We start from the raw sequence: 24,271 nt of genomic DNA, 5'->3' as shown, positions 1-24,271 counted from the left end.
TCCCCCTTCTACTAACTCAGATGTTTAATTATCTGAAAATTCCAATTAATAACCAGTATAACAAACCGGAAAAGCTTCTGCAATGCTTTTAAGAAACAAAAAAGCTTTGAGAAAACAGCGTTTTCCCAAAGCAAAAAAAAATCACCTTTATATGATGAGTGCTCCCCTGCTAAAGCCATCTTTAACAGGGAAAGCAGAGCTAGACTCGGAGTCGCCTCCAACATCATAACACTCTAAAAGAAACATCTATAAAGTGATCGGTTTATTAATTATTTAACAAATTCGATAACTACCATTGGTGCTGCATCGCCGCGTCTTGGTTCTGTCTTCAAGATACGAGTGTAACCACCTTGGCGTTCCGCGAAACGAGGTCCTAAATCGTTAAATAGCTTTTGTAAAGCTGATTCAACAACGATAGACTCATCTTCTTCACGAACACTAGCAACTTCATTACGAACGAAAGTAGCTGCTTGACGACGTGCATGAAGATCTCCACGTTTACCTAAAGTAATCATTTTTTCTACAGTTGAACGTACTTCTTTCGCACGAGCTTCAGTAGTTACGATGCGTTCGTTGATGATTAAATCAGTTGTAATATCACGTAGCATAGCTTTACGTTGGCTTGATGTGCGTCCTAATTTACGGTAACTCACGTTGGGTTCCCTCCTTCGTTTCTGTTCTCACGAGCCACTGCTGTTAAGCAGGACTGGAAACTTCGTAAAAGTCTTAATCGTCCTTACGTAATCCTAATCCTAGATCATGCAATTTAAGTTTTACTTCTTCAAGAGATTTACGACCTAAATTACGTACTTTGATCATTTCTGGTTCAGATTTGTTTGTAAGTTCTTGTACAGTATTAATGCCTGCACGTTTTAAACAGTTATATGAACGAACTGATAAATCAAGTTCTTCAATCGTCATTTCTAGCATTTTCTCTTTTTGAGTTTCTTCTTTTTCCACCATGATTTCAGCGTTTTTCGCTTCGTCAGTAAGGTTTACAAAGATATCTAAATGCTCAGTCATGATTTTCGCAGCTAAACTTAGTGCTTCTTGAGGAATGATTGAACCATCTGTCCATATTTCCATTGTTAATTTGTCGAAATCATCACGACGACCAACACGTGTATTTTCTACTTGGTAGTTAACACGACGAACGGGTGTGTAGATGGAATCAACTGGAAGTACACCGATTGGCATATCTTCTTTTTTGTTTTCGTCTGCTTGAACATAGCCACGACCAGGTTTCACTGTTAAGCGAGCATGGAAAGTAGCTCCTTCAGCAACACTACAGATAACTAAATCTTTATTTAGGATCTCAACATCACTGTCCACGATAATATCGCCGGCAGTCACGGTAGCGGGTCCTGTAATATCGATCTCAAGGGTTTTCTCTTCTTCAGCATATAATTTCAATGCTAAGCCTTTAATATTCAAAATAATTTGTGTTACGTCTTCTCGTACACCTGGAATGGTTGAGAATTCGTGTAAAACACCATCGATTTGAATATTCGTAATTGCAGCTCCTGGTAAAGAAGACAATAAAATACGACGTAGAGAGTTACCTAAAGTAGTTCCGTAACCGCGTTCTAATGGTTCAACGACGAACTTACCATAATCTCTATTTTCATCAATTTTTTCGATTCTTGGTTTTTCAAATTCAATCATTCTTATCTATACCCCTTTCAAAACGAAAAGTGTCTTGTTCAATGACGTTCCTAATTCAAACTCAGAATGAGTGGCGCTCATTAAACACGACGGCGTTTTGGAGGGCGGCATCCATTATGAGGAACTGGAGTCACGTCACGAATTGCAGTCACTTCTAAACCTGTTGCTTGTAATGAACGAATTGCTGCTTCACGTCCAGAACCAGGTCCTTTAACTGTTACGTCTACAGTTTTAAGTCCATGTTCCATTGCCACTTTAGTTGCGGCTTCTGCAGCCATTTGAGCGGCAAAAGGAGTTGATTTTTTGCTTCCTTTAAAGCCTAATGATCCTGCTGATGACCATGCTAATGCATTACCATGTGTATCAGTAATCATTACGATTGTATTGTTGAATGTAGAATGGATATGTGCTACACCTGATTCTATATTCTTTTTGACACGGCGTTTACGACTAACTTTTTTTGCTGCCATGAAGTTCTAACCTCCTTCACTTAGGAATTATTTTTTCTTGCCTGCTACTGTTTTAGTAGGGCCTTTACGAGTACGTGCATTATTTTTCGTGTTTTGTCCACGAGTTGGTAATCCACGACGGTGACGGATTCCACGGTATGAACCGATTTCCATCAAGCGTTTGATGTTTAAGTTCACTTCACGACGAAGATCCCCTTCAACTTTTAACTTATCAATTTCCGCACGAATCGCATCTGTTTGTTCGTTTGTTAAATCACGTACACGAACATCTTCAGATACGCCAACGTTTGCTAAAACTTTTTTAGCTGTAGTGTTACCAATACCATAAATGTAAGTAAGAGAAACTACTACACGTTTGTCACGAGGGATGTCTACTCCTGCAATACGAGCCATTATTCGTTACACCTCCTAATTATCCTTGACGTTGTTTATGTTTTGGATTTGCTGGGCAAATAACCATAACACGTCCTTTACGGCGAATTACTTTACAATGTTCACACATTGGTTTTACTGATGGTCTTACTTTCATGATAATACCTCCTGTGGTTTTACGGAGTACAATTATTTAAAGCGATAAGTAATACGGCCACGCGTTAAATCATACGGTGATAATTCAACTGTTACTTTGTCACCAGGTAAGATACGGATGTAGTGCATACGGATTTTACCTGAAACAGTAGCAAGAACTTGGTGTCCATTTTCTAGTTCGACTTTAAACATTGCATTCGGCAAAGTTTCGACGACTGTACCTTCGACTTCAATCATATCTTCTTTTGCCACGCACAGTACCTCCTTGTACTTGTTTCGCGTTTTCACACGATAAAACGGCGGAAACTCCAGCTCCCACCTAGAAATTCTCAACTAACTTCGTTATTCATTTTGATGTCACAAAACTGTAGAAGTCGGACTGATATATTCTACCATATTTAGTTATGTTTTGGCAAGAGAAACTGAATACAACAACAGGGTTAAACTGCGGGCAATTGGAAATTAGTTTTCGTCAATGATTTTTTTCACATCAGAAAAAACAGTATCGATTTCGCGATTGCCATCGATTGTATGCATCAAGCCTTGTTCTTTATAGAAAGCTAAGATTGGTGCGCTACTTTCAATGTTGACTGCCAAACGATTTTTAACCGTTTCGGGCTTATCATCTTCTCTTTGGTAGAATTCATGTCCGCCACAGCGATCACAAGTGCCTTCAACTTTTGGCGGGTTGAATAATTTATGATACGTTGCGCCACATGTGCGACAGATGAATCGTCCAGCTAAACGCTCGATTAATACATCTTCTTCTACATGGATGTCAATGACAGCATCAATTTTTTTGTTTAATTCTTTAAGCATTGTATCTAATGCTTTTGCTTGATCCAGTGTACGTGGGAAACCATCTAATAGGAATCCTTTGTCTGTGTCTGGTTCAGCAAGGCGTTCTTTAACAATTCCGTTTGTTACTTCGTCAGGAACCAGTTCACCTTTATCGATATAAGATTTCGCTTCTAGGCCCAAGGCAGTTTCATTTTTCATTGCTGCACGGAACATATCTCCAGTAGAAATATGTGGAATGCCATACGTATCAATGATTTTTTCTGCTTGGGTGCCTTTACCTGCTCCAGGTAATCCCATTAAAATGAGGTTCATATATTCTCCTCCTAATTTTAAAGACCGGCTTATGAAGCTAGCCATATGTGAGAATGGTGCTGAGGTAAAACCTCAACACTCGATTCTTACTTATTGATAAAGCCGACATATTGACGTTTCATCATTAATCCTTCTAATTGTTTCGTTGTTTCTAATGCAACCCCGATAACGATTAGTAAACTTGTTCCACCTAAACCGATTGATTGAGGTAAGTTCCAAACCATTTGCGCAATGATTGGAAGTAAAGCAACAAGTCCTAGGAAAATTGAGCCGACAACACTTAATCTCATTAACACGCCAGATACATATTCTTCTGTACCTTTACCTGGTCGCACGCTTGGAATGTAGCTTCCTTGTTTTTGTAAGTTTTCCGCTAATTTCTCAGGGTTTACTTGAACAAATGCATAGAAGAACGTAAACGCAACGATTAGGACAGTATAGATGATTGCCCCTGGAACTGTGTTATAACTGAAGATTTTTGTCATAATGTCATACCAATTTTCACCAGCGAATTTTGATGAGAAAGCTTGTAAAATGGCATTTGGTGTTGCAATTAACGAGCTGGCAAAGATAACTGGAATAACCCCAGCAGCATTTACTTTTAACGGTAAATAACTACTTGTTGGTGCACCAGAAACACGTTTTGTATATTGGATTGGAATCTTACGTTCTGCTTGTTGGAAGAACGTTACGACTGTAACAATCACCAAAATAGCAATAACTAAGATTGCAATGAAAATAACAGATTGCCAAATACGAGAAGACTCGATATTGACGAAGTAATCTTCATAGATTTCTTTGACTGCTCCTGGCAAACGAGAAATAATCCCGGCAAAGATAATCATTGAAACACCATTTCCGATTCCTTTTTCTGTAATTTGTTCACCCATCCAAGTCACAAACATCGTCCCAGCAGTTAAAATAACTGCAATCATCACAAAGGTACCTAAGGTTGGATTGTTGACAATCCCAGTTTGACTTAAGCTATTAAAACCAGCAGTGATCCCCATTGACTGAGCCACACCCAAGACAATCGTTAGATATCTTGTAGCTTGATTTAATTTCTTACGCCCAACTTCCCCTTGTTTTGACCATTCTACAAATCTAGGTACAATATCCATTTGCAATAGTTGAATAATAATAGAGGCTGTAATGTATGGCGAAACCCCCATCGAGAAGATAGAGAAGTTTTGCATGGCACTACCACTCACCATATTCAACATATTCAAAAAGGGTAAGCTACTTAAATCAGACAATCCCTTTGCATTCACCCCGGGCACAGTAATGTGCGCACCTAGGCGAAATACAAACAAGATTAAAACTGTAAATAAGATTTTTGATCTAATGTCTTTGACTTTAAAGGCGTTCTTTAATAGCTTGAACAATTAGATCACCTCGATTGAACCACCAGCAGCTTCGATAGCTTCTTGTGCTGATTTCGAGAATTTAGCTGCTTTCACAGTTAATTTTTTCGTTAACTCACCATCTGCAAGAACTTTGATTCCCGCTTTTTCGTTTTTAACGATTCCTGCTTCTTTTAGGACAACAGGAGTTACTTCTGTTCCATCTTCAAAACGGTTTAAAGTATCTAAGTTCACAACAGCGTAATCTTTACGATTGATGTTTGTAAACCCACGTTTTGGTAAACGACGGAATAATGGAGTTTGACCCCCTTCAAATCCTAAACGAACACCACCGCCTGAACGGGCTTTTTGCCCTTTTTGTCCACGGCCAGCTGTTTTACCATTACCAGATGAAGTACCACGTCCAACACGGTTACGTACTTGGCGTGAGCCCTCAGCAGGTTTTAATTCATGAAGTTTCATAGGTTTGGCACCTCCTTAAGCAATCTTCTATTACAAATCTATAAATCTTAAACTTCTTCTACGTCCACTAAATGTGAAATAGTGTTAACCATACCTTTGATTGCTTCATTGGCAGGTTTTGTAACAGTACTATTCACTTTACCTAAACCTAACGCTTTAACTGTAGCACGTTGGTTTTGAGGACGTCCGATAACACTGCGTTTTAAAGTAATTTTTAATTCAGCCATTATTTTTGTCCTCCTTAACCGATAATTTCTTCTACAGATTTACCGCGAAGTGCTGCCACTTCTTCGGCACGTTTTAATTGTTTTAGACCTTCAACAGTTGCGCGAACAACGTTAATAGGTGTGTTTGAACCTAGTGATTTAGATGTAATATCTGCTACACCAGCTAATTCCAATACGGCACGAACTGGTCCACCAGCAGCTACCCCAGAACCTTCTACTGCAGGTTTCATAAGGATACGGCCGCCACCGAATACGCCAATTACTTCGTGCGGGATAGTAGAACCAACCATAGGCACTTCAACTAAGTTTTTCTTCGCGTCTTCGATTGCTTTACGGATAGCTTCAGGTACTTCTTGTGCTTTACCAGTACCGAAACCAACGTGTCCGTTTTTGTCACCGACAACAACTAAAGCTGCGAAACGTAAACGACGTCCACCTTTAACAACTTTTGTTACACGGTTGATCGCTACAACGCGGTCTTCTAATTCCAAATGTTTTGGATCAATATAAACCATGAATGGTGTTCCTCCTTCTCCTAAAATTCTAGTCCATTTTCACGAGCAGCTTCAGCTAAAGCTTGCACGCGGCCATGGTAAAGGTATCCACCACGGTCGAAGACTACTTTTTTGATGCCTTTTTCAGCGGCACGTTCAGCAACTAGTTTACCAACAGCTGCAGCTGTTTCTGTTTTTGTTCCACCTGAAATTTCTTTATCCAAGGCAGAGGCACTTGCTAGCGTCACACCCGCTACGTCATCAATGACTTGCGCGTAGATGTTTTTGTTAGAACGGAAAATGTTCAAGCGTGGGCACTCAGCAGTACCAGAGATTTTGTTACGTACACGACGATGTCTCTTTTGACGTGTTTTGTTTTTATCTGGTTTTGTAATCACAATTTTCACCTCTTTGATTTAATGTTTACTACTAATATTTCAAGCAGTCAGCAGATTACGGAAAAGAGAAGCTGGCAGACAAGACAAAAGCATTTTATTGGAAAAATCCCATAAAATGACAGTTGCTTGTTGTTGACTTCTGTTTTCTACACAGCTGTTATTATTTACCAGTTTTACCTTCTTTACGGCGTACAAATTCACCAACATAGCGAATCCCTTTGCCTTTATAAGGTTCTGGAGGACGAACGCCACGGATGTTAGCAGCTAATTCACCAACAACTTCTTTGTTGATGCCTTTAACGATAACTTGTGTGTTCGCAGGTACTTCAAATGTTACGCCTTCTGGTGCTGTCATTTCGACAGGATGAGAATAACCAACGTTTAAAGTTAATTTGTTGCCTTGTACTTGGGCACGGTATCCGACCCCGATAAGTTCAAGTGCTTTTTGGAAACCTTCAGAAACACCAACAACCATGTTGTTGAAGTTTGCACGAGTTGTTCCGTGGATTGTTTTCATTTCTTTTGAATCGTTTGGACGAGTGAATGTCACTTCGTTTCCTTCGATGTTCATTTTGATATCAGAAGAAAATTCGCGTGTTAATTCACCTTTAGGTCCTTTAACTGTAATGTTGTTTCCGTCTTGCTTGATTTCAACACCAGCAGGAAGAACAACAACTTTATTACCAATACGGCTCACTTAGAGACACCTCCTTGTGTATTTTTTAGAATTACCATACGTAGGCGATTACTTCGCCGCCGATATTTTTCGCTCTAGCTTCTTTGTCAGTAATTACACCCTCTGATGTAGAGATGATTGCAATTCCTAGACCGTTTAATACTTTTGGTACTTCGTCAGCTTTTACGTATGCACGTAAACCTGGTTTAGAAATACGTTTTAAGTTTGTGATAACACGTTCTTCGTTTTTACCATATTTTAGGAAAACACGGATTACGCCTTGTTTGTCATCTTCGATGTATTCTACGTCGCGGATAAATCCTTCACGTTTCAGGATTTCTGCGATATCACGTTTGATTTTTGAAGCAGGTACTTCTAAAGTTTCATGTTTAACCATGTTCGCATTACGAATGCGAGTTAGAAAATCTGCAATTGGATCTGTCATGACCATTGAACTATTTACCTCCTTTATGCGAGTTTACTTGTTTACCAGCTAGCTTTCTTCACGCCGGGAATTTGACCTTTATAGGCAAGTTCGCGGAAGCAAATACGGCAAAGATGAAATTTACGATAAACTGAATGTGGACGTCCACAACGTTCACAACGAGTATAAGCTTGTGTTGAATGTTTAGCAGGACGTTTGTTTTTAGCAATCATTGATTTTTTAGCCACGTAGTTCGCCTCCTTATATTATTTTTGGAATGGCATACCTAATTGTGCCAACAATTCGCGAGACTCTTCGTCAGTGTTCGCTGTTGTAACAATTACGATGTCCATACCGCGTACTTTATCTACTAAATCATAATCAACTTCTGGGAAGATTAATTGTTCTTTAATACCTAAAGTATAGTTACCACGACCATCGAAAGCTTTTTTGCTGACACCGTGGAAGTCACGTACACGAGGTAAAGAAACTGTTACTAATTTATCTAAAAATTCGTACATTCTTTCGCCGCGTAGCGTTACTTTCGCACCGATTGGCATTCCTTCACGTAAACGGAATCCAGCGATAGATTTTTTAGCTTTTGTGATAAGTGGTTTTTGACCAGTGATTAATGCTAATTCTTCAACAGCTTTGTCTAAGTTTTTAGCATTTGATACTGCATCACCCACACCCATGTTGATAACGATTTTATCAACTTTAGGTGTTTGCATAACTGAGCTGTAATTAAATTTTTCCACCAATGATGGTGTTACTTCTTTAATATATTTTTCTTTCAGGCGGTTCATTCAGTAAGCCCTCCTTCCGCAATTTTTATTTATCTAAAACTTCACCTGTTTTTTTAGAAACGCGGACTTTTTTGCCGTCGACTTCTTTAAACGCAACTTTAGTAGCTTCTCCGTTTGAAGGATCAATCACCATTACATTAGAAACATGAATTGGCGCTTCCACTTCAAGGATTCCACCTTGTGGGGCTGCTTGGTTTGGTTTTTGGTGTTTTTTAACGACGTTGACACCTTCAACGATAACTTTATCTTGTTTAGGAAACGCTGCTAAGACAACGCCTTCTTTGTTTTTATCTTTACCAGTGATAACTTTTACTTTATCGCCTTTTTTAACAAACATTACTGTTTCGCACCTCCTTTAACGTGGGCTCGAGATTATAATACTTCTGGTGCTAGAGAAACGATCTTCATGAAGTTGTTTTCACGTAATTCACGTGCAACTGGTCCGAAGATACGTGTTCCGCGTGGGCTTTTATCGTCACGGATAATTACCGCAGCATTTTCATCAAATTTGATGTAAGAACCGTCAGCACGACGAGCGCCAGATTTTGTACGAACGATAACGGCTTTAACTACTTCACCTTTTTTAACAACCCCACCTGGCGTTGCTTGTTTGACAGTAGCAACAATAACGTCACCGATGTTAGCAGTTTTACGACCAGATCCGCCTAGGACTTTGATCGTTAAAATTTCACGTGCGCCAGAATTGTCAGCGACTCTTAAACGACTTTCTTGTTGGATCACGATGTGTATCCCCCTTTCAGATTTTGTGCTTCAATCTATTAGGAAATTCTCGTTTTATTAGATAATAACTGCTTCTTCGACTACCTCTAGTAAACGGAAACGTTTTGTAGCTGATAATGGACGAGTTTCCATGATTTTTACGATGTCTCCAACTTTCGCTGTGTTGTTTTCATCATGCGCTTTATATTTTTTAGAATATTTCATACGTTTGCCATAGATAGGGTGGTTTTTCTTTGTTTCAACGACAACTGTGATTGTTTTATCCATTTTGTCTGATACCACACGACCTTGGTAAACTTTACGTTGATTTCTTTCTTCAGTCATACGCGTTTGGCCTCCTTCCACTATTAGTTAGCTTGTTCACGCAATACTGTTTTGATGCGTGCAATCGATTGACGTACTTCTTTAATACGTGCAGTGTTTTCTAATTGACCTGTTGCTAATTGGAATCTTAAGTTGAACAATTCTTCTTTTAATTGTTTTTCTTTATCTAGCATTTCGGCAGTGGTTAATTCTCTGATTTCTTTAACCTTCATTCGATTCACCACCCATTTCCTCACGTTTTACGATCTTAGTTTTTACCGGCAATTTGTGAGATGCAAGACGAAGAGCTTCACGAGCTACTTCTTCAGGAACGCCTGCGATTTCAAACATGATTTTACCACGTTTAACTGGTGATACCCAGCCTTCTGGTGCCCCTTTACCTTTACCCATACGTACGCCGATAGCTTTACTTGTGTAAGACTTGTGAGGGAAAATTTTAATCCATACTTTCCCGCCACGTTTCATGTAACGAGTCATTGCAATACGGGCTGCTTCGATTTGACGGTTAGTAATCCAGTGAGATTCAGTTGCTTGTAAACCCCATTCACCAAATGCTACTTCTTTTCCGCCTTTAGCTTCACCGCGCATTTTTCCGCGGAATTCACGACGGTGTTTTACACGTTTAGGTACTAACATGATTATTTCCCTCCTTTCTCAGTGTTTTTTTTCGTTGGAAGAATTTCTCCACGATAGATCCACACTTTAACTCCTAGTTTTCCGTAAGTAGTGTCCGCTTCTTCCCATGCGTAATCAATGTCCGCACGTAATGTGTGAAGTGGTACAGTTCCTTCAGAGTATCCTTCTGAACGAGCGATATCCGCACCGTTTAGACGACCTGATACTTGAGTTTTGATTCCTTTAGCACCAGCACGCATTGCGCGTTGGATAGCTTGTTTTTGAGCACGACGGAAAGCAACACGGTTTTCTAATTGACGTGCAATTCCTTCGCCTACTAATTTTGCATCTAAATCTGGTTTTTTGATTTCAACGATGTTGATGTGAACTCGTTTGCCAGTTAATTTATTTAATTCTTTTCTTAGGTTTTCGACTTCAGATCCGCCTTTACCGATAACCATACCTGGTTTAGCTGTGTGAATTGAAATGTTAACACGGTTTGCAGCGCGTTCGATTTCAATTGTAGATACAGCAGCATCAGCAAGTTTTGTTGCGATAAATTTACGGATTCTTAAATCTTCGTGTAAGAATTCAGCATACTCTTTTTCAGCATACCATTTCGCATCCCAGTCGCGGATGATGCCTACACGCATTCCAATTGGATGTACTTTTTGACCCACTGATTGTCCCTCCTCTTAAATGTTTAAGCTCTGTTTTCATAAAGAAAACAGCCTATTTCATGAGACTTATTTCTCTGTTACAACTACTGTGATGTGACTAGTACGTTTGTTGATTGGTGAAGCTGAACCTTTTGCACGAGGACGGAAACGTTTCATTGTTGGTCCTTCGTTAACAAATGCTTCAGATACGACTAAGCTTTCAACGTCTAAGTCAAAGTTGTTTTCTGCGTTAGCAACTGCTGACATTAAAACTTTTTCAATGATTCCAGCAGACTTGTTCGGTGTGAATTTCAAGATTGAAATTGCATCCGCAACGCTTTTCCCTCTGATAAGATCGATTACTAAACGTGCTTTACGAGGTGAAGTGCGAACTGTTTTTGCAGTTGCTTTAGCTGATGTAATTTGTTCTGACATTTGCATATCCTCCCCTCAAAATTAGCGTTTAGTTTTTTTATCGTCAGCAACGTGGCCACGATAAGTTCTAGTTGGTGCAAATTCACCTAATTTATGTCCTACCATGTCTTCTTGAATGTAAACAGGGACATGTTTCCGTCCATCATATACAGCGATTGTGAAACCTACGAATGATGGAAAAATTGTAGAGCGGCGAGACCAAGTTTTAATTACTTTTTTCTTTTCGGCACCTTGTTGTGCTTCGACCTTTTTCATCAAATGATCATCGACGAAAGGTCCTTTTTTTAAACTACGACCCATGGTGAACCTCCTCTCAAAATGTACGACACATGGTCAAAAAAATTATTTAGTACGACGACGAACGATAAGTTTGTCTGATTTAGCTTTTTTATTACGTGTTTTGTATCCAATTGCTGGTTGACCCCATGGAGATACTGGCGCTTTACGTCCAATTGGTGTTTTACCTTCACCACCACCGTGTGGGTGATCGTTAGGGTTCATTACGCTACCACGAACAGTTGGGCGTTTACGCATCCAACGAGAGCGGCCAGCTTTACCAATGTTGATTAATTCGTGTTGTTCGTTACCAACTGAACCGATTGTTGCACGGCAAGTTGCTAAGATCATACGAACTTCGCCAGAGTTTAAGCGGATTAATACGTATTTGCCTTCTTTACCAAGTACTTGCGCGCTTGTTCCAGCTGAACGGATTAATTGTCCACCTTTACCAGGTTTCATTTCAATGTTGTGGATAACTGTACCAACTGGAATGTTTTCCAATGGTAATGCGTTACCTACTTTAATATCTGCTTCTGGACCAGATACTAGGCGCATGCCTACTTCTAATCCTTTTGGTGCTAAGATGTATGCCTTAACCCCGTCTTCGTAATGAACTAACGCGATGTTAGCAGAACGGTTTGGATCGTACTCGATCGTTTTAACAACCGCTGCGACGTTATCTTTATTACGTTTGAAGTCAATCACACGGTATTGACGTTTGTGACCGCCACCTTGGTGACGAACCGTAATGCGACCGTTGTTGTTACGACCGGCATTGTTTTTTAATGGCTGTAACAATGATTTTTCTGGTGTTGAAGTTGTGATTTCAGCGAAATCAGAACTTGTCATGTTACGACGGCCATTTGTGGTAGGTTTGTACTTTTTAATCGCCACGTCTTATTTCCCTCCTACGTTGATATTGTTCAGGACTGCTTATTCAGCAGCTTCGAATAATTGAATTTCTTTTGAATCTTCAGTTAATGTAACGATCGCTTTGCGACGTTTTTTTGTATAACCTGCATATTTACCCATGCGTTTGAATTTTGGACGCACGTTTAAGATGTTTACGTTTGCTACTTTAACATCGAATGCTGATTCAACAGCTTGTTTTACTAAAGTTTTGTTTGCGCGAGTGTCCACTTCGAAAGTATATTTCTTTTCGTCCATAGCTAACATGGATTTTTCAGTGATCACTGGGCGTTTGATTACGTCTAGTAATTCCATTATGCAAGCACCTCCTCAATTTGAGTAAGAGCTGTTTGTGTTGCCAAGACTTTGTTAGCTGACACAACATCTAACACACTAACGTTATCAGAAGTTACTACAGAAACGTTTGGTAAGTTACGAGCTGATAAAGCTGCAAAGTCGTTACCATTTTCTAAAACAACTAATACTTTAGTATCGATAGACAAGTTAGCAAGAACTTGTTTGAATTCTTTTGTTTTTGGTGCATCGAAGCTTAAACCTTCTACTGCTACCAAGTTATTTTCAGCAACTTTGTCTGATAATACAGACTTCATTGCTAAGCGACGAACTTTTTTAGGAAGTTTGTAGCTGTATGAACGCGGTGTTGGTCCAAAGACTACGCCACCTCCACGCCATTGTGGTGAACGGATTGAACCTTGACGAGCACGACCAGTTCCTTTTTGACGCCATGGTTTGCGGCCACCGCCACGAACAGCGCTACGGTTTTTAACTGCGTGTGTTCCTTGTCTTAATGAAGCACGTTGCATGATGATTGCATCATAGACAACACTTTCATTAGGTTCGATTCCGAAGATTTCTTCATTTAAAGTGATTTCACCGTTTTGAGTTCCATCTTGTTTGAATAATGCTACATTCGGCATTCCTTAGTTCCTCCTTTCCCTACACTTATTTAGCTTTCACAGCTGATTTGATTGTGATTAAAGATTTTTTCGCTCCAGGAATGTTTCCTTTGATTAAGATAACATTTCTTTCTACGTCCACTTTAACAACTTCAAGGTTTTGAATTGTTACGCGGTCGCCACCCATACGGCCGGCTAGTCGTTTATTTTTAAATACACGGTTAGGCGCTACTGGACCCATTGACCCAGGACGACGGTGATAACGAGAACCATGAGACATAGGTCCGCGGCTTTGGCCGTGACGTTTGATTGCCCCTTGGAATCCTTTACCTTTCGTAGTACCTGTAACATCAACAACGTCTCCTGCTTGGAAAACATCTACTTTGATTTCTTTACCTACTTCATATTCTCCTAGCTCAACATTCTTGAATTCTTTAATGAAGCGCTTAGGAGCCGTGTTTGCTTTTGCAACATGACCTTTCGCAGGTTTGTTTGATAAAACTTCACGTTTGTCTTGGTAACCAACTTGGATAGCTTCGTATCCGTCAGTTTCAACAGTTTTTACTTGTAAAACTACGTTTGGCGTAGCTTCAACTACTGTTACTGAAATTAATTCACCAGACTCAGTAAAGATTTGTGTCATTCCCACTTTTTTCCCTAAGATTCCTTTGGTCATGAGTACACCTCCATCTTAATTTTATAGTTTGATTTCAATATTAACACCAGACGGTAAGTCAAGCTTCATTAGAGCGTCAACTGTTTTTGGTGTTGGGTTCACAATGTCAATTAGACGTTTGTGAGTACGCATTTCGAATTGTTCGCGAGAATCTTTGTATTTATGAGTCGCACGAATAACTGTGTAAAGTGAGCGTTCTGTTGGTAATGGAATCGGACCTGATACGTCAGCTCCAGTTCTTTTTGCTGTTTCCACAATTTTATCCGCTGATTGATCTAAAATACGGTGTTCATACGCTTTTAAACGGATACGAATTTTTTGTTTTGCCATCTTGTTCCCTCCTTCGCCTATTTTAAAAGTAGACATAGCTCCACGAAAATTTATCCGGCATGCTCGTTCATGGCAAAGCGTCCGAGCGTGTCGCAACCTCTCGCTTCACAGCCGGCAAATCAAATCGTTGATCTACCAATGCTTTTTACACTCCTGTAAACAGCACCTTTTTGATTATACTATGAAAGGATAGTGTTAGCAAGGATTTTCTGCGTTTTTTTGAAAGAATTTTTTCTTGTTTTGAAAAGCATTTGTTTTGTTTTTCAATTCTTTTCATTCTATTTTTATAAAAAAAGAATTTGAGATTCCTTTTTTACCAGAATCTCAAATTCTCTCTTTTTTATTCTATTAACCAATCCGGCGCATTGGAATATCATTGTTATCTGGATGAACCAATAAATATTGAATAACATCAATATTGCTTGCTTGGAATGAGGCTGCACATGCTTGCAAATATAAGTCCCACATTCGATAGAAGCGCTCACCTTTTTCGTCAACAATTTCTGTTTCTATATTATGGAAGTTTTTTGTCCAATGTTCCAACGTCAATTGATAATCTCTGCGCAAACTTTCCAAGTCAATCACTTGCAAGTCGTTTTCTGTCATATGGCCGACTAGCTCAGTGACACCAGGAATATAGCCACCTGGGAAAATATAACGATTAATCCAAGCATTTTTAGCCCCACCTTGTTGGCGACTGATCCCATGAATCAACGCCGTACCTTTAGGCGCTAAGTTTCGTTGAACGACGTCAAAATATTCATGTAGATTTTCCGCACCGACATGTTCAAACATCCCAACACTCGTAATATGGTCAAAAGACTCTCCTTTTAAATCACGATAATCCATCAATTTGACAGTCATTCGATCTTGTAGACCTTCTTTTTCTATAATATGGCGAATATGATGAAATTGCTCTTCACTTAATGTAATCCCAGTTGCTTTGGCTCCATATTCTTTCACCGCAGTTAAAATTAACGTGCCCCAGCCGCAGCCAATATCCAGTAAAGTGTCGCCCTCTTTGATAAACAATTTATCTAAAATATGATGCACTTTATTCACTTGCGCTTGTTCTAATGTATCTTCAGGCGTTTTAAAATAAGCACATGAATACGTCATTGTTTGGTCAAGCCATTTTTTGTAAAAATCATTTCCTAGATCGTAATGGCTGTGAATATCCTCTTGCGAGCGTTTTTTTGAATGACTTTCTTTAGGAAGCCATTTAATAAATTTAGCATTGTGTAAAAAGCTATCCTTTTGGTTATACACATCATAAATCAGTGCTTGGATATCGCCTTCGATTTCAATTTTGCGATCCATGTAGGCTTCCCCTAAAGTTAACGAAGCGTTATTCAGTAAATCCTTCACAGGAATTTTTTCATTGAATACAATTTTAAAAACCGGATCCCCCGACCCTTGCCCATACTCTTTGACGGTACCATCCCAGTATGTGACTTGTGTCTTTTTTGAAAAAGACCATTTAAACAGTTGACTGTACGTTTCTTTTTCTAACATTGCATTCCCTCCATTAAATACCATTTGAAGCCAAAACAAAAAGAAGTCGCTTTCCGGTAGTTCGTCAAAACAAACACCACAGTCCGTTCTAAACTGAAGCACAGAAAAGTTAACACCCCTTCTATGTTCCGCTTCTTTTTTTGCAATTACAGTTCTATTCTACTCCTCTTTTAAAAATTTGAACATTCTTTTAACGTAATACCTACTATTGTTATTCTTTATCACAAAAAAACTAGAGCCAGTCCTTGACAGACTCCTCTAGTTCTAAATATTATTCTTTCTTACGCATCCGTTGTTCCGCATGAGTGTATGCGCCATGCCACACGTGCCCCACATAAGGATTAACTTGAATACCGTGTTTAATCGCCGCCGCTACAAATTTTTTTGCTAAAGTTACTGCTTCTAACACCGAATAACCTTTCGCCAAGCCAGCTGTGATTGCCGCTGAAAAAGTACAACCTGCACCATGATTATAATCAGTAGGATATAATTCATTTTCCAAAAGATGCGCGGTGTGACCATCGTAAAACAAGTCCAGTGCTTTTTCACCAGCTAAGCGATGTCCCCCTTTAACCACGACATGTTTGGCTCCCATTTGTACAATTCGTTTTGCCGCTTCTTCCATCTCCGCCACGGAAGAAATTTCGCCTAAACCAGATAAGATGCCCGCTTCAATTAAATTAGGCGTGGCAACTAATGCTAATGGCAGTAAATCGTTTTTTAGGCCTTCCACACTTTTGGGTTGCAGAATTTGTGCCGTTCCCTTACAAGCAATGACTGGGTCAATCACGACTTTTTGAATTTTTTCTTGTTTAATGTACTTACTAGCCATTTTAATATTTTGTTCATTACCCATCATCCCTGTTTTCAAAGCCGCGACTGGACCGCCTGCAAAAACCGAAATCAATTGTTTTTCTAAGAGCGTTTCTGGCAATTCAGTTACTTCATGCGACCAGCCTGTCGTAGGATCCATCGTCACAATCGAGGTTAAACTTGAAAACCCAAAAACTCCATACTCTTCAAATGTTTTTAAATCTGCTTGAATCCCTGCCCCTCCAGTTGAATCGGAGCCTGCAATCGTCAATACTTTTTCCATTAAATCACCTAACCTTTTTCTCCAAGTATACGGAAGAAACAAGACTGCTAAAACAGCCAATTGGCTTATTTTTTAGCCAGCCAATTTCTAAACAAAAAAAAGACCAGAGAATAAATTCTCTGGTCTTACGTCCGAATACCCCAGTTTTTTACGCTGGTTAAAGCTATAGTTAAAAAGTTAATTATTTAACGATTTCAGTAACAACGCCTGAACCTACAGTACGTCCGCCTTCACGAATAGAGAAACGAGTTCCGTCTTCGATAGCGATTGGGTGAATTAATTCAACGTCCATAGCAACGTTATCACCAGGCATTACCATTTCAGTACCTTCTGGCAATTCTACAACACCAGTAACGTCTGTTGTACGGAAGTAGAATTGAGGACGGTAGTTAGTGAAGAATGGAGTGTGACGTCCGCCTTCTTCTTTTGATAATACGTATACTTCAGCTTTGAATTTTGTGTGTGGAGTGATTGTAGCTGGTTTAGCTAATACTTGTCCACGTTCGATATCTTCACGTGCTACACCACGTAATAAAGCACCGATGTTGTCGCCTGCTTCAGCGTAGTCTAATAATTTACGGAACATTTCAACACCTGTAACAGTTGTTTTAGATGTTTCGTCTTTAATACCAACGATTTCAACTTCGTCACCAACGCGAACTTCACCACGTTCAACACGGCCTGTAGCAACAGTACCACGTCCAGTGATTGAGAATACGTCTTCGACTGGCATCATGAATGGTTTGTCAGTATCACGTTCTGGAGTTGGGATATATTCGTCAACTGCAGCCATTAATTCTAAGATTTTTTCTTCATAAGACTCGTCGCCTTCTAAAGCTTTCAAAGCAGAACCTGCGATAACTGGAACATCATCGCCTGGGAAATCGTATTCTGATAATAAGTCACGAACTTCCATTTCTACTAATTCTAATAATTCTTCGTCATCAACCATATCCATTTTGTTTAAGAATACAACGATGTATGGCACACCAACGTTACGTGATAATAAGATATGTTCACGTGTTTGAGGCATAGGACCATCAGCAGCAGAAACTACTAAGATAGCTCCGTCCATTTGAGCAGCACCAGTGATCATGTTTTTAACGTAGTCCGCGTGTCCTGGGCAGTCAACGTGTGCATAGTGACGAGTTTCAGTTTCATATTCAATATGAGAAGTGTTGATTGTGATTCCACGTTCTTTTTCTTCTGGAGCGTTATCGATAGAATCGTAGCTTTGTGCTTCCCCGCCACCGTGTTTTGATAATACAGTAGCAATTGCAGCTGTTAATGTAGTTTTACCATGGTCAACGTGTCCGATAGTACCAATGTTAACATGGGATTTAGAACGGTCAAATTTTTCTTTTGCCATTTTGAATGTTCCTCCTAAAAATATAAATTTTATTGTTTGTTTTATATGTGATAGACGTTACTAAAAATCGTCTGATCATCATAAGCTATTTTACACGAAATCTTGAAAAAAGGATAGTTCTAAAAACAAACCTTTTATTCTCAAGGAAAATTATGCGTTGCCGCCGTTTTTCTTGATGATTTCTTCTTGAACAGACTTAGGTACGTCTTCATAGTGGTCAAATACCATCATAAATGTACCGCGTCCTTGTGTTGCTGAACGTAATGTTGTAGCATAACCAAACATTTCAGCTAAAGGTACCATCGCATTAACGATTTGAGAGTTACCGTGTGCTTCCATACCTTCAACACGTCCACGACGACTTGTTACGTGTCCCATGATATCACCTAAGTAATCTTCAGGAACAGTAATTGTAACTTTCATCATTGGTTCTAAAATAACTGGGTTTGCATTTTTAGCCGCAGCTTTCAATGCCATAGAAGCAGCTACACGGAAGGCCGTTTCATTTGAATCGACATCGTGGTATGAACCATCGTAAAGTTTTGCTTTGATATCAACTAATGGATAACCAGCAAGAACACCGTTGTTCATAGAGTCTTCTAACCCTTTTTCAACTGCTGGGATGTATTCACGAGGAACCACACCACCGACAATTGCGTTTTCAAACTCGAAGCCTTTACCTTCTTCATTTGGTGTAAATTCAACCCATACGTGACCGTATTGTCCTTTACCACCAGACTGACGAACGAATTTACCTTCTGCTTTAGTCGCAGCACGGAATGTTTCGCGGTAAGATACTTGAGGAGCACCTACGTTAGCTTCAACTTTGAATTCACGTTTCATACGGTCTACTAAAACGTCTAAGTGCAATTCACCCATACCAGAGATAACTGTTTCACCAGTTTCAACGTTTGTTTCAACGCGGAATGATGGATCTTCTTCAGCAAGTTTTTGTAGAGCCACGCCCATTTTATCTTGGTCAGCTTTTGATTTAGGTTCAACAGCGACTTGGATAACTGGATCAGGGAATTCAATAGATTCAAGAATAACTGGTGCATCTAATGCACATAATGTATCACCAGTTGTTGTGTCTTTCAGACCAACAGCAGCAGCGATATCACCAGAGTACACTTTGTCAATTTCTTGACGAGTGTTGGCGTGCATTTGTAGGATACGACCGATACGTTCTTTTTTGCCTTTTGAAGCGTTCAATACGTATGAACCACTTTCAAGGACACCAGAATAAACACGGAAGAAAGTTAAACGACCTACGAATGGGTCAGTCATAACTTTAAATGCTAATGAAGCGAAAGGTGCTTCGTCATCAGCTGGACGAGTTGTTTCTTCGTCTGTTTTAGTATCGATCCCTTTGATAGCATCGATATCTAATGGAGATGGTAAGTAATCAAGAACAGCGTCCAACATTAATTGAACCCCTTTATTCTTGAATGCTGAACCAGCTAATACAGGGAAGAACTCAACGTTGATTGTTGCTTGACGGATACCAGCGACTAATTCTTCTTCAGTGATTTCTTCACCTTCAAGATATTTCATCATTAAGTCTTCGTCAGTTTCAGCAACAGCTTCAACTAATTTTTCGCGCCATTCTTGCGCTTTTTCTAAATAATCTTCAGGAATATCAGTTTCTTGAATATCTGTTCCCAAATCATTTGTGTAGATTTCAGCTTTCATTTTAATCAAGTCAATGATTCCAGTGAAGTCTTCTTCAGCTCCGATTGGAATTTGAATTGGATGAGCGTTTGCTTGTAAACGATCATGTAATGATTCTACTGAATAGAAGAAGTCCGCACCGATTTTATCCATTTTGTTACAGAATACAATACGAGGAACTTTATATTCAGTCGCTTGACGCCAAACAGTTTCTGTTTGAGGTTCTACACCTGATTGAGAGTCAAGAACTGTTACCGCACCATCTAATACGCGTAGAGAACGTTGTACTTCAATTGTGAAGTCCACGTGTCCTGGAGTATCGATGATATTTACACGGTAGCCTTTCCACTGTGCAGTTGTCGCAGCGGATGTAATCGTGATACCACGTTCTTGTTCTTGTTCCATCCAGTCCATTTGTGAAGCACCTTCATGGGTTTCACCGATTTTATGGATTTTACCAGTGTAGTACAAGATACGCTCAGTTGTTGTTGTTTTACCAGCATCAACGTGGGCCATGATACCAATGTTACGAGTTTTTTCAAGTGAAAATTCTCTTGCCATTTTGTATGTTTACTCCTCTCTTTATTTAAATCGATTGTAAATTGACTTTCTGCTGCCACTTTACGCGACAGACAGAGAGGATCTTACCAACGATAATGAGCAAATGCGCGGTTTGCGTCTGCCATTTTGTGTGTGTCTTCGCGTTTTTTAACAGAAGCGCCAGTGTTGTTAGCAGCATCCATGATTTCTTTCGCTAGACGTTCTTCCATTGTGTGTTCACCACGTAGACGTGCGTAGTTAACTACCCAACGTAAACCTAAAGTTGTACGACGTTCTGGACGAACTTCAACTGGTACTTGGTAGTTAGAACCCCCAACACGACGTGCTTTAACTTCAAGAACAGGCATAACGTTTTTCATTGCTTGTTCAAAAACTTCCAATGGATCGTTACCTGTAGATTCTTTGATGATATCAAATGAATTATAGATAATGTTAGCAGCAATCCCGCGTTTACCGTCAACCATTACACGGTTGATTAAGCGAGTTACTAATTTTGAGTTATAAATTGGATCTGGTAAAACATCACGTTTTGCAACAGGACCTTTACGAGGCATCCGTAACTCCTCCTTCCGAAATATGATTTTTCAAGTTGTTATTGTCTTATTATAATTAAGCTTTAGGACGTTTTGTACCGTATTTAGAGCGGCTTTGTTTACGGTCGTTAACACCGGCAGTATCAAGCGCACCACGAACGATATGGTAACGTACCCCTGGTAAGTCTTTTACACGTCCACCACGTAATAATACCACGCTGTGTTCTTGTAAGTTGTGACCGATACCTGGGATATAAGCTGTAACTTCGATTAAGTTTGACAAACGAACACGGGCATATTTACGTAAAGCTGAGTTCGGTTTTTTAGGTGTCATCGTACCCACACGTGTACAAACTCCACGTTTTTGCGGAGAGTTAACGTTTGTTTGAGTTTTCTTAAAACTGTTATATCCTTTGTTTAAGGCTGGTGAATCAGATTTTTCTACTTTAGATTTACGAGGTTTACGTACTAATTGGTTAATTGTAGGCATTCCTTGTTCTCCTCCTTCCTTACTTCGCTTCTAGTTCCACACATCCAGGTGGTTCTTTTTTCGCGATAAAAAATAATGCAATCTCTGCACTCTTTATCAAATATGCTTTGATAGACAGTCAGCACGTCCCTATAAGGAACCTGTAGATAAAGCACCTTTGTTAGGATACCACGATAAGTATCAGCTGTCAACCCTCTTCTTTCGCCTTTCGAAAAAAAGCTTTTCCTTCTATTTAAACGCACTTTTCCTTTAAAAATTTTTATGACTTTTTCAAAAACTTTCTATCTTTTTTAGTTAATTAACGGTACAATATCTTTGACTATTGAAGGGGGCGGAAAACAGCGATGAATCTGAAACAAATGGTAGGAATCGAAGCTGCAAAATATGTAGAAGACGGCATGATTGTCGGTTTGGGTACTGGCTCAACAGCAAAATTTATGGTAGACGAAATTGGTCGTCGCGTAAAAGAAGAAGGATTGTCAATCGTAGGGGTTACTACTTCAAAAGAAACAGAGAAACAAGCCTTGGCCTTGGGCATTCCTTTAAAAAGTATTGATGAGGTTCCGTATGTAGATCTTACGATTGATGGCGCCGATGAAATCAGCGCTGATTTTCAAGGAATCAAAGGCGGTGGCGCTGCCTTACTTTTTGAAAAAATTGTGGCCACTTATTCAAAGAAATGTATTTGGATTGTGGATAAATCAAAAATGGTGGACGATTTAGGGGCTTTCCCACTTCCAGTTGAGGTTGTTCCTTATGGCAGCCGCCAACTAGTGCATTTATTTGAAGAAAAAGGCTATCACCCAACACTTCGTTTAAACGCTACTGGCGAAACATTAATAACAGATGGAGGCCACCATATCATCGATTTGCATTTAGAAAAAATTACAGATCCAGAAGCTTTGGGTTCTTATTTAGACAACTTGGTTGGCGTCGTTGAACACGGCTTATTTTTAAATATGGTTTCTATGGTAATCGTCGGTTATGAAGATGGACCGAAAACCTTACATGTTCCCGCACGTTAAGAATGTGTGAAAAAAGATTATTTATATAGGAAGGATAATATATGAAACGAATTGGTTATGCACGCACAACTATTATTGAAGACGATTTAAAAAATCAACTAACCACTCTCCAATCGTTTGGTTGTGATGATATTTTCCAAGAGACATTTGATCCTCAAGCGGAGATCAGTGTCTTAGACGAAGTCGAAAAACTTCTTTCTGCTGGGGATACACTTATTGTTTGTAAATTGCACCATTTAGGTAAAACAACCCGCCAATTAACAGACTTTATGAAAATGTTAAAGGAAAAACAAGTTGATTTTGTCAGCATTTCAGAAGGAATTGATACTCACCTTCCAACAGGTGAAGCCTATTTCCAATTAATGGAGAGCTTATCTGCGATGGAATGTGCACTAATTAAAGAACGAACACTCGTCGGGCTCCACAAAGCTCGTGAAAACGGAAAAGTAGGTGGACGTCCAAAAATTGATGGACGCACCGTCCGCAAAATCCGTGCATTATATTATGAAAACAAAGAAACAATCCAATTTATTTCTAATAAATGCGGCGTTTCGGTGGGCACTTGTTATAAATACATCAATTTACCTGAGACAGATGTCGAGCGGCTGTATTCCTAAGAATAAAAAAGAAGTCCTTCAGATGGGGCTTCTTTTTTGATTCGATTTCACTCTAATTTTTCAGCAACTTTCACGTTTTTTTACTATTTTCCATTGGAAATCTTGCGCAAAACGGTGTACAATAAACGTGGAAATCTTATTTTCAGAAAACTAAACTCAAAGGAGAGCTTATACATGCCAAAATTAGTTTTTTCTCGTCATGGACTTAGCGAATGGAATGCCTTAAACCAATTTACTGGATGGGCTGACGTAGATTTAGCACCTGAAGGTGTTGAAGAAGCAAAAGAAGGCGGCCGTAAAATTAAAGAAGCAGGCATCGAATTCGACGTTGCTTATACTTCTGTTTTAACTCGTGCCATCAAAACTTGTAACTATTTACTAGAATACTCAGATCAATTATGGGTACCTCAAATCAAATCTTGGCGCTTAAACGAACGTCACTATGGTAAATTACAAGGACTAAACAAAAAAGAAACTGCTGAAAAATACGGAGACGAACAAGTCCACATCTGGCGTCGTTCTTACGATACTCTTCCTCCATTAATGGAAGCAACAGATGAAGGTTCTGCAGCAAACGACCGTCGTTATGCAATGTTAGACCAACGCGATATTCCTGGTGGCGAAAACTTGAAAGTTACTTTGGAACGTGCATTACCATTCTGGCAAGATGAAATTGCGCCAGCTTTAAAAGACAACAAAACTGTCTTAGTAGCGGCTCATGGTAATTCATTACGTGCTTTAGCTAAACACATCGAAGGCATTTCTGATGAAGATATTATGGATCTTGAAATCCCAACAGGTAAACCATTAGTTTATGAATTAAACGATGATTTAACTGTGAAAGAAAAATACTACTTATAAGAACCTGTTTCTTATTAACAA

Annotated in this window: 39 protein-coding genes; 3 read left to right on the top strand and 36 right to left on the bottom strand. The window is 39.4% G+C overall.

The window, feature by feature from the left end:
• Nucleotides 1–11: 11 nt before the first annotated feature.
• From IGJ04_RS09720 to rpsL, 36 genes are all read right to left on the bottom strand, one after another.
• The gene (locus tag IGJ04_RS09720) at nt 12–224 is read right to left on the bottom strand and encodes a hypothetical protein (protein WP_002411018.1); all 213 of its coding nucleotides are present in this window, start codon (nt 222–224) and stop codon (nt 12–14) included.
• Between the two features lie 45 nt (nt 225–269).
• Nucleotides 270–653 carry a 50S ribosomal protein L17 gene (gene rplQ, locus IGJ04_RS09715; protein WP_002356228.1) on the bottom strand — a complete coding sequence of 128 codons (384 nt, stop codon included), beginning with the start codon at nt 651–653 and terminating at the stop codon, nt 270–272.
• A 73-nt stretch (nt 654–726) separates the two neighbouring features.
• Complete coding sequence (locus tag IGJ04_RS09710) at nt 727–1,665, bottom strand: DNA-directed RNA polymerase subunit alpha (RefSeq protein ID WP_002356227.1); 939 nt, start codon at nt 1,663–1,665, stop codon at nt 727–729.
• An 80-nt stretch (nt 1,666–1,745) separates the two neighbouring features.
• A complete protein-coding gene (gene rpsK, locus IGJ04_RS09705) occupies nt 1,746–2,135 on the bottom strand; it encodes a 30S ribosomal protein S11 (RefSeq protein WP_002356226.1) in 390 nt (129 codons plus the stop codon).
• A gap of 27 nt (nt 2,136–2,162) precedes the next feature.
• Nucleotides 2,163–2,528 carry a 30S ribosomal protein S13 gene (gene rpsM / locus IGJ04_RS09700; protein ID WP_002356225.1) on the bottom strand — a complete coding sequence of 122 codons (366 nt, stop codon included), beginning with the start codon at nt 2,526–2,528 and terminating at the stop codon, nt 2,163–2,165.
• Between the two features lie 19 nt (nt 2,529–2,547).
• Nucleotides 2,548–2,664 carry a 50S ribosomal protein L36 gene (rpmJ, locus tag IGJ04_RS09695; protein WP_002288710.1) on the bottom strand — a complete coding sequence of 39 codons (117 nt, stop codon included), beginning with the start codon at nt 2,662–2,664 and terminating at the stop codon, nt 2,548–2,550.
• A 32-nt stretch (nt 2,665–2,696) separates the two neighbouring features.
• Entirely contained in the window at nt 2,697–2,915 is a 219-nt protein-coding gene (gene infA / locus IGJ04_RS09690; protein WP_002356224.1) for a translation initiation factor IF-1, read from the bottom strand.
• 210 nt (nt 2,916–3,125) lie between these two features.
• Complete coding sequence (locus IGJ04_RS09685; RefSeq protein WP_002356223.1) at nt 3,126–3,776, bottom strand: adenylate kinase; 651 nt, start codon at nt 3,774–3,776, stop codon at nt 3,126–3,128.
• Between the two features lie 86 nt (nt 3,777–3,862).
• Nucleotides 3,863–5,161, bottom strand: a complete 1,299-nt coding sequence (secY, locus tag IGJ04_RS09680) for a preprotein translocase subunit SecY (RefSeq protein WP_002359350.1) — start codon at nt 5,159–5,161, stop codon at nt 3,863–3,865.
• Entirely contained in the window at nt 5,162–5,602 is a 441-nt protein-coding gene (gene rplO, locus IGJ04_RS09675; RefSeq protein WP_002356221.1) for a 50S ribosomal protein L15, read from the bottom strand.
• A 47-nt stretch (nt 5,603–5,649) separates the two neighbouring features.
• Nucleotides 5,650–5,829, bottom strand: coding sequence for a 50S ribosomal protein L30 (rpmD, locus tag IGJ04_RS09670; protein ID WP_002356220.1), 180 nt, complete (start codon nt 5,827–5,829; stop codon nt 5,650–5,652).
• Between the two features lie 14 nt (nt 5,830–5,843).
• On the bottom strand, nt 5,844–6,344 hold the full coding sequence (gene rpsE / locus IGJ04_RS09665) for a 30S ribosomal protein S5 (RefSeq protein ID WP_002356219.1): 501 nt from the start codon (nt 6,342–6,344) through the stop codon (nt 5,844–5,846).
• A gap of 20 nt (nt 6,345–6,364) precedes the next feature.
• On the bottom strand, nt 6,365–6,721 hold the full coding sequence (gene rplR, locus IGJ04_RS09660; RefSeq protein ID WP_002356218.1) for a 50S ribosomal protein L18: 357 nt from the start codon (nt 6,719–6,721) through the stop codon (nt 6,365–6,367).
• 160 nt (nt 6,722–6,881) lie between these two features.
• Entirely contained in the window at nt 6,882–7,418 is a 537-nt protein-coding gene (rplF, locus tag IGJ04_RS09655) for a 50S ribosomal protein L6 (RefSeq protein ID WP_002356217.1), read from the bottom strand.
• A gap of 31 nt (nt 7,419–7,449) precedes the next feature.
• The gene (rpsH, locus tag IGJ04_RS09650) at nt 7,450–7,848 is read right to left on the bottom strand and encodes a 30S ribosomal protein S8 (RefSeq protein WP_002356215.1); all 399 of its coding nucleotides are present in this window, start codon (nt 7,846–7,848) and stop codon (nt 7,450–7,452) included.
• A gap of 35 nt (nt 7,849–7,883) precedes the next feature.
• Nucleotides 7,884–8,069, bottom strand: a complete 186-nt coding sequence (locus IGJ04_RS09645; RefSeq protein ID WP_002356214.1) for a type Z 30S ribosomal protein S14 — start codon at nt 8,067–8,069, stop codon at nt 7,884–7,886.
• An 18-nt stretch (nt 8,070–8,087) separates the two neighbouring features.
• Nucleotides 8,088–8,627: a 50S ribosomal protein L5 gene (rplE, locus tag IGJ04_RS09640; protein WP_002356213.1), complete on the bottom strand. Its 540-nt coding sequence runs from the start codon at nt 8,625–8,627 to the stop codon at nt 8,088–8,090.
• Nucleotides 8,628–8,652: 25 nt separating this feature from the next.
• Nucleotides 8,653–8,964: a 50S ribosomal protein L24 gene (gene rplX, locus IGJ04_RS09635; protein WP_002356212.1), complete on the bottom strand. Its 312-nt coding sequence runs from the start codon at nt 8,962–8,964 to the stop codon at nt 8,653–8,655.
• A gap of 35 nt (nt 8,965–8,999) precedes the next feature.
• Complete coding sequence (gene rplN, locus IGJ04_RS09630) at nt 9,000–9,368, bottom strand: 50S ribosomal protein L14 (protein ID WP_002356211.1); 369 nt, start codon at nt 9,366–9,368, stop codon at nt 9,000–9,002.
• 57 nt (nt 9,369–9,425) lie between these two features.
• Nucleotides 9,426–9,692: a 30S ribosomal protein S17 gene (gene rpsQ, locus IGJ04_RS09625; RefSeq protein WP_002359348.1), complete on the bottom strand. Its 267-nt coding sequence runs from the start codon at nt 9,690–9,692 to the stop codon at nt 9,426–9,428.
• 23 nt (nt 9,693–9,715) lie between these two features.
• A complete protein-coding gene (gene rpmC, locus IGJ04_RS09620; RefSeq protein WP_002383858.1) occupies nt 9,716–9,904 on the bottom strand; it encodes a 50S ribosomal protein L29 in 189 nt (62 codons plus the stop codon).
• Nucleotides 9,894–10,328, bottom strand: coding sequence for a 50S ribosomal protein L16 (gene rplP, locus IGJ04_RS09615; RefSeq protein ID WP_002356208.1), 435 nt, complete (start codon nt 10,326–10,328; stop codon nt 9,894–9,896). The genes rpmC and rplP overlap by 11 nt, the downstream gene beginning before the upstream one ends.
• 2 nt (nt 10,329–10,330) lie before the next feature.
• Nucleotides 10,331–10,987, bottom strand: coding sequence for a 30S ribosomal protein S3 (rpsC, locus tag IGJ04_RS09610; protein ID WP_002356207.1), 657 nt, complete (start codon nt 10,985–10,987; stop codon nt 10,331–10,333).
• A 66-nt stretch (nt 10,988–11,053) separates the two neighbouring features.
• On the bottom strand, nt 11,054–11,401 hold the full coding sequence (gene rplV / locus IGJ04_RS09605; protein WP_002356206.1) for a 50S ribosomal protein L22: 348 nt from the start codon (nt 11,399–11,401) through the stop codon (nt 11,054–11,056).
• Between the two features lie 21 nt (nt 11,402–11,422).
• Nucleotides 11,423–11,701: a 30S ribosomal protein S19 gene (gene rpsS, locus IGJ04_RS09600; RefSeq protein ID WP_002356205.1), complete on the bottom strand. Its 279-nt coding sequence runs from the start codon at nt 11,699–11,701 to the stop codon at nt 11,423–11,425.
• 42 nt (nt 11,702–11,743) lie between these two features.
• On the bottom strand, nt 11,744–12,574 hold the full coding sequence (gene rplB, locus IGJ04_RS09595) for a 50S ribosomal protein L2 (protein ID WP_002356204.1): 831 nt from the start codon (nt 12,572–12,574) through the stop codon (nt 11,744–11,746).
• Nucleotides 12,575–12,613: 39 nt separating this feature from the next.
• Nucleotides 12,614–12,904 carry a 50S ribosomal protein L23 gene (locus tag IGJ04_RS09590; RefSeq protein WP_002356203.1) on the bottom strand — a complete coding sequence of 97 codons (291 nt, stop codon included), beginning with the start codon at nt 12,902–12,904 and terminating at the stop codon, nt 12,614–12,616.
• Nucleotides 12,904–13,527 carry a 50S ribosomal protein L4 gene (gene rplD / locus IGJ04_RS09585; protein ID WP_002356200.1) on the bottom strand — a complete coding sequence of 208 codons (624 nt, stop codon included), beginning with the start codon at nt 13,525–13,527 and terminating at the stop codon, nt 12,904–12,906. The genes IGJ04_RS09590 and rplD overlap by 1 nt, the downstream gene beginning before the upstream one ends.
• Nucleotides 13,528–13,552: 25 nt before the next feature.
• On the bottom strand, nt 13,553–14,182 hold the full coding sequence (gene rplC, locus IGJ04_RS09580) for a 50S ribosomal protein L3 (protein WP_438840167.1): 630 nt from the start codon (nt 14,180–14,182) through the stop codon (nt 13,553–13,555).
• A 21-nt stretch (nt 14,183–14,203) separates the two neighbouring features.
• Nucleotides 14,204–14,512, bottom strand: a complete 309-nt coding sequence (gene rpsJ, locus IGJ04_RS09575; protein ID WP_002389727.1) for a 30S ribosomal protein S10 — start codon at nt 14,510–14,512, stop codon at nt 14,204–14,206.
• A gap of 348 nt (nt 14,513–14,860) precedes the next feature.
• The gene (locus tag IGJ04_RS09570; RefSeq protein ID WP_002389616.1) at nt 14,861–16,027 is read right to left on the bottom strand and encodes an SAM-dependent methyltransferase; all 1,167 of its coding nucleotides are present in this window, start codon (nt 16,025–16,027) and stop codon (nt 14,861–14,863) included.
• 271 nt (nt 16,028–16,298) lie between these two features.
• Complete coding sequence (thiD, locus tag IGJ04_RS09565; protein ID WP_002368563.1) at nt 16,299–17,123, bottom strand: bifunctional hydroxymethylpyrimidine kinase/phosphomethylpyrimidine kinase; 825 nt, start codon at nt 17,121–17,123, stop codon at nt 16,299–16,301.
• 181 nt (nt 17,124–17,304) lie between these two features.
• Nucleotides 17,305–18,492: an elongation factor Tu gene (tuf, locus tag IGJ04_RS09560; protein ID WP_002356194.1), complete on the bottom strand. Its 1,188-nt coding sequence runs from the start codon at nt 18,490–18,492 to the stop codon at nt 17,305–17,307.
• A 150-nt stretch (nt 18,493–18,642) separates the two neighbouring features.
• Nucleotides 18,643–20,724: an elongation factor G gene (fusA, locus tag IGJ04_RS09555; protein WP_002356192.1), complete on the bottom strand. Its 2,082-nt coding sequence runs from the start codon at nt 20,722–20,724 to the stop codon at nt 18,643–18,645.
• 83 nt (nt 20,725–20,807) lie between these two features.
• Nucleotides 20,808–21,278, bottom strand: a complete 471-nt coding sequence (gene rpsG, locus IGJ04_RS09550; protein ID WP_002356191.1) for a 30S ribosomal protein S7 — start codon at nt 21,276–21,278, stop codon at nt 20,808–20,810.
• Nucleotides 21,279–21,333: 55 nt separating this feature from the next.
• Nucleotides 21,334–21,747: a 30S ribosomal protein S12 gene (gene rpsL, locus IGJ04_RS09545; RefSeq protein ID WP_002356190.1), complete on the bottom strand. Its 414-nt coding sequence runs from the start codon at nt 21,745–21,747 to the stop codon at nt 21,334–21,336.
• 344 nt (nt 21,748–22,091) lie between these two features.
• On the opposite strand from rpsL, the gene rpiA reads away from it, so the two are divergent.
• The 3 genes from rpiA (at nt 22,092) to gpmA (ending at nt 24,250) form a co-directional block, all read left to right on the top strand.
• The gene (gene rpiA / locus IGJ04_RS09540) at nt 22,092–22,772 is read left to right on the top strand and encodes a ribose-5-phosphate isomerase RpiA (RefSeq protein ID WP_202452758.1); all 681 of its coding nucleotides are present in this window, start codon (nt 22,092–22,094) and stop codon (nt 22,770–22,772) included.
• A 41-nt stretch (nt 22,773–22,813) separates the two neighbouring features.
• Entirely contained in the window at nt 22,814–23,389 is a 576-nt protein-coding gene (locus IGJ04_RS09535) for a recombinase family protein (protein ID WP_002356188.1), read from the top strand.
• A gap of 174 nt (nt 23,390–23,563) precedes the next feature.
• Nucleotides 23,564–24,250, top strand: a complete 687-nt coding sequence (gpmA, locus tag IGJ04_RS09530; protein WP_002359343.1) for a 2,3-diphosphoglycerate-dependent phosphoglycerate mutase — start codon at nt 23,564–23,566, stop codon at nt 24,248–24,250.
• The last annotated feature ends 21 nt before the right edge of the window (nt 24,251–24,271 follow it).

Origin of the sequence: Enterococcus sp. AZ050 (assembly GCF_051715085.1) — a bacterium.
In the GTDB taxonomy this organism is placed as follows: domain Bacteria; phylum Bacillota; class Bacilli; order Lactobacillales; family Enterococcaceae; genus Enterococcus; species Enterococcus faecalis.
This window is presented reverse-complemented; position numbering and strand designations above follow the sequence as displayed.

Excerpts from the sequence above, each read along its gene's own strand:
- IGJ04_RS09720 (WP_002411018.1), bottom strand. The coding sequence starts at position 224 with ATGTTGGAGGCGACTCCGAGTCTAGCTCTGCTTTCCCTGTTAAAGATG.
- IGJ04_RS09710 (WP_002356227.1), bottom strand. The coding sequence starts at position 1,665 with ATGATTGAATTTGAAAAACCAAGAATCGAAAAAATTGATGAAAATAGA.
- rpsK (WP_002356226.1), bottom strand. The coding sequence starts at position 2,135 with ATGGCAGCAAAAAAAGTTAGTCGTAAACGCCGTGTCAAAAAGAATATA.
- rpsM (WP_002356225.1), bottom strand. The coding sequence starts at position 2,528 with ATGGCTCGTATTGCAGGAGTAGACATCCCTCGTGACAAACGTGTAGTA.
- rpmJ (WP_002288710.1), bottom strand. The coding sequence starts at position 2,664 with ATGAAAGTAAGACCATCAGTAAAACCAATGTGTGAACATTGTAAAGTA.
- IGJ04_RS09685 (WP_002356223.1), bottom strand. The coding sequence starts at position 3,776 with ATGAACCTCATTTTAATGGGATTACCTGGAGCAGGTAAAGGCACCCAA.
- rplO (WP_002356221.1), bottom strand. The coding sequence starts at position 5,602 with ATGAAACTTCATGAATTAAAACCTGCTGAGGGCTCACGCCAAGTACGT.
- rpmD (WP_002356220.1), bottom strand. The coding sequence starts at position 5,829 with ATGGCTGAATTAAAAATTACTTTAAAACGCAGTGTTATCGGACGTCCT.
- rpsE (WP_002356219.1), bottom strand. The coding sequence starts at position 6,344 with ATGGTTTATATTGATCCAAAACATTTGGAATTAGAAGACCGCGTTGTA.
- rpsH (WP_002356215.1), bottom strand. The coding sequence starts at position 7,848 with ATGGTCATGACAGATCCAATTGCAGATTTTCTAACTCGCATTCGTAAT.
- rplE (WP_002356213.1), bottom strand. The coding sequence starts at position 8,627 with ATGAACCGCCTGAAAGAAAAATATATTAAAGAAGTAACACCATCATTG.
- rplX (WP_002356212.1), bottom strand. The coding sequence starts at position 8,964 with ATGTTTGTTAAAAAAGGCGATAAAGTAAAAGTTATCACTGGTAAAGAT.
- rpsQ (WP_002359348.1), bottom strand. The coding sequence starts at position 9,692 with ATGACTGAAGAAAGAAATCAACGTAAAGTTTACCAAGGTCGTGTGGTA.
- rpmC (WP_002383858.1), bottom strand. The coding sequence starts at position 9,904 with ATGAAGGTTAAAGAAATCAGAGAATTAACCACTGCCGAAATGCTAGAT.
- rplP (WP_002356208.1), bottom strand. The coding sequence starts at position 10,328 with ATGTTAGTACCTAAACGTGTAAAACACCGTCGTGAATTCCGCGGAAAA.
- rplV (WP_002356206.1), bottom strand. The coding sequence starts at position 11,401 with ATGTCAGAACAAATTACATCAGCTAAAGCAACTGCAAAAACAGTTCGC.
- rpsS (WP_002356205.1), bottom strand. The coding sequence starts at position 11,701 with ATGGGTCGTAGTTTAAAAAAAGGACCTTTCGTCGATGATCATTTGATG.
- IGJ04_RS09590 (WP_002356203.1), bottom strand. The coding sequence starts at position 12,904 with ATGGAATTACTAGACGTAATCAAACGCCCAGTGATCACTGAAAAATCC.
- rplD (WP_002356200.1), bottom strand. The coding sequence starts at position 13,527 with ATGCCGAATGTAGCATTATTCAAACAAGATGGAACTCAAAACGGTGAA.
- rplC (WP_438840167.1), bottom strand. The coding sequence starts at position 14,182 with ATGACCAAAGGAATCTTAGGGAAAAAAGTGGGAATGACACAAATCTTT.
- rpsJ (WP_002389727.1), bottom strand. The coding sequence starts at position 14,512 with ATGGCAAAACAAAAAATTCGTATCCGTTTAAAAGCGTATGAACACCGT.
- IGJ04_RS09570 (WP_002389616.1), bottom strand. The coding sequence starts at position 16,027 with ATGTTAGAAAAAGAAACGTACAGTCAACTGTTTAAATGGTCTTTTTCA.
- thiD (WP_002368563.1), bottom strand. The coding sequence starts at position 17,123 with ATGGAAAAAGTATTGACGATTGCAGGCTCCGATTCAACTGGAGGGGCA.
- tuf (WP_002356194.1), bottom strand. The coding sequence starts at position 18,492 with ATGGCAAAAGAAAAATTTGACCGTTCTAAATCCCATGTTAACATTGGT.
- fusA (WP_002356192.1), bottom strand. The coding sequence starts at position 20,724 with ATGGCAAGAGAATTTTCACTTGAAAAAACTCGTAACATTGGTATCATG.
- rpsG (WP_002356191.1), bottom strand. The coding sequence starts at position 21,278 with ATGCCTCGTAAAGGTCCTGTTGCAAAACGTGATGTTTTACCAGATCCA.
- rpsL (WP_002356190.1), bottom strand. The coding sequence starts at position 21,747 with ATGCCTACAATTAACCAATTAGTACGTAAACCTCGTAAATCTAAAGTA.
- rpiA (WP_202452758.1), top strand. The coding sequence starts at position 22,092 with ATGAATCTGAAACAAATGGTAGGAATCGAAGCTGCAAAATATGTAGAA.
- IGJ04_RS09535 (WP_002356188.1), top strand. The coding sequence starts at position 22,814 with ATGAAACGAATTGGTTATGCACGCACAACTATTATTGAAGACGATTTA.
- gpmA (WP_002359343.1), top strand. The coding sequence starts at position 23,564 with ATGCCAAAATTAGTTTTTTCTCGTCATGGACTTAGCGAATGGAATGCC.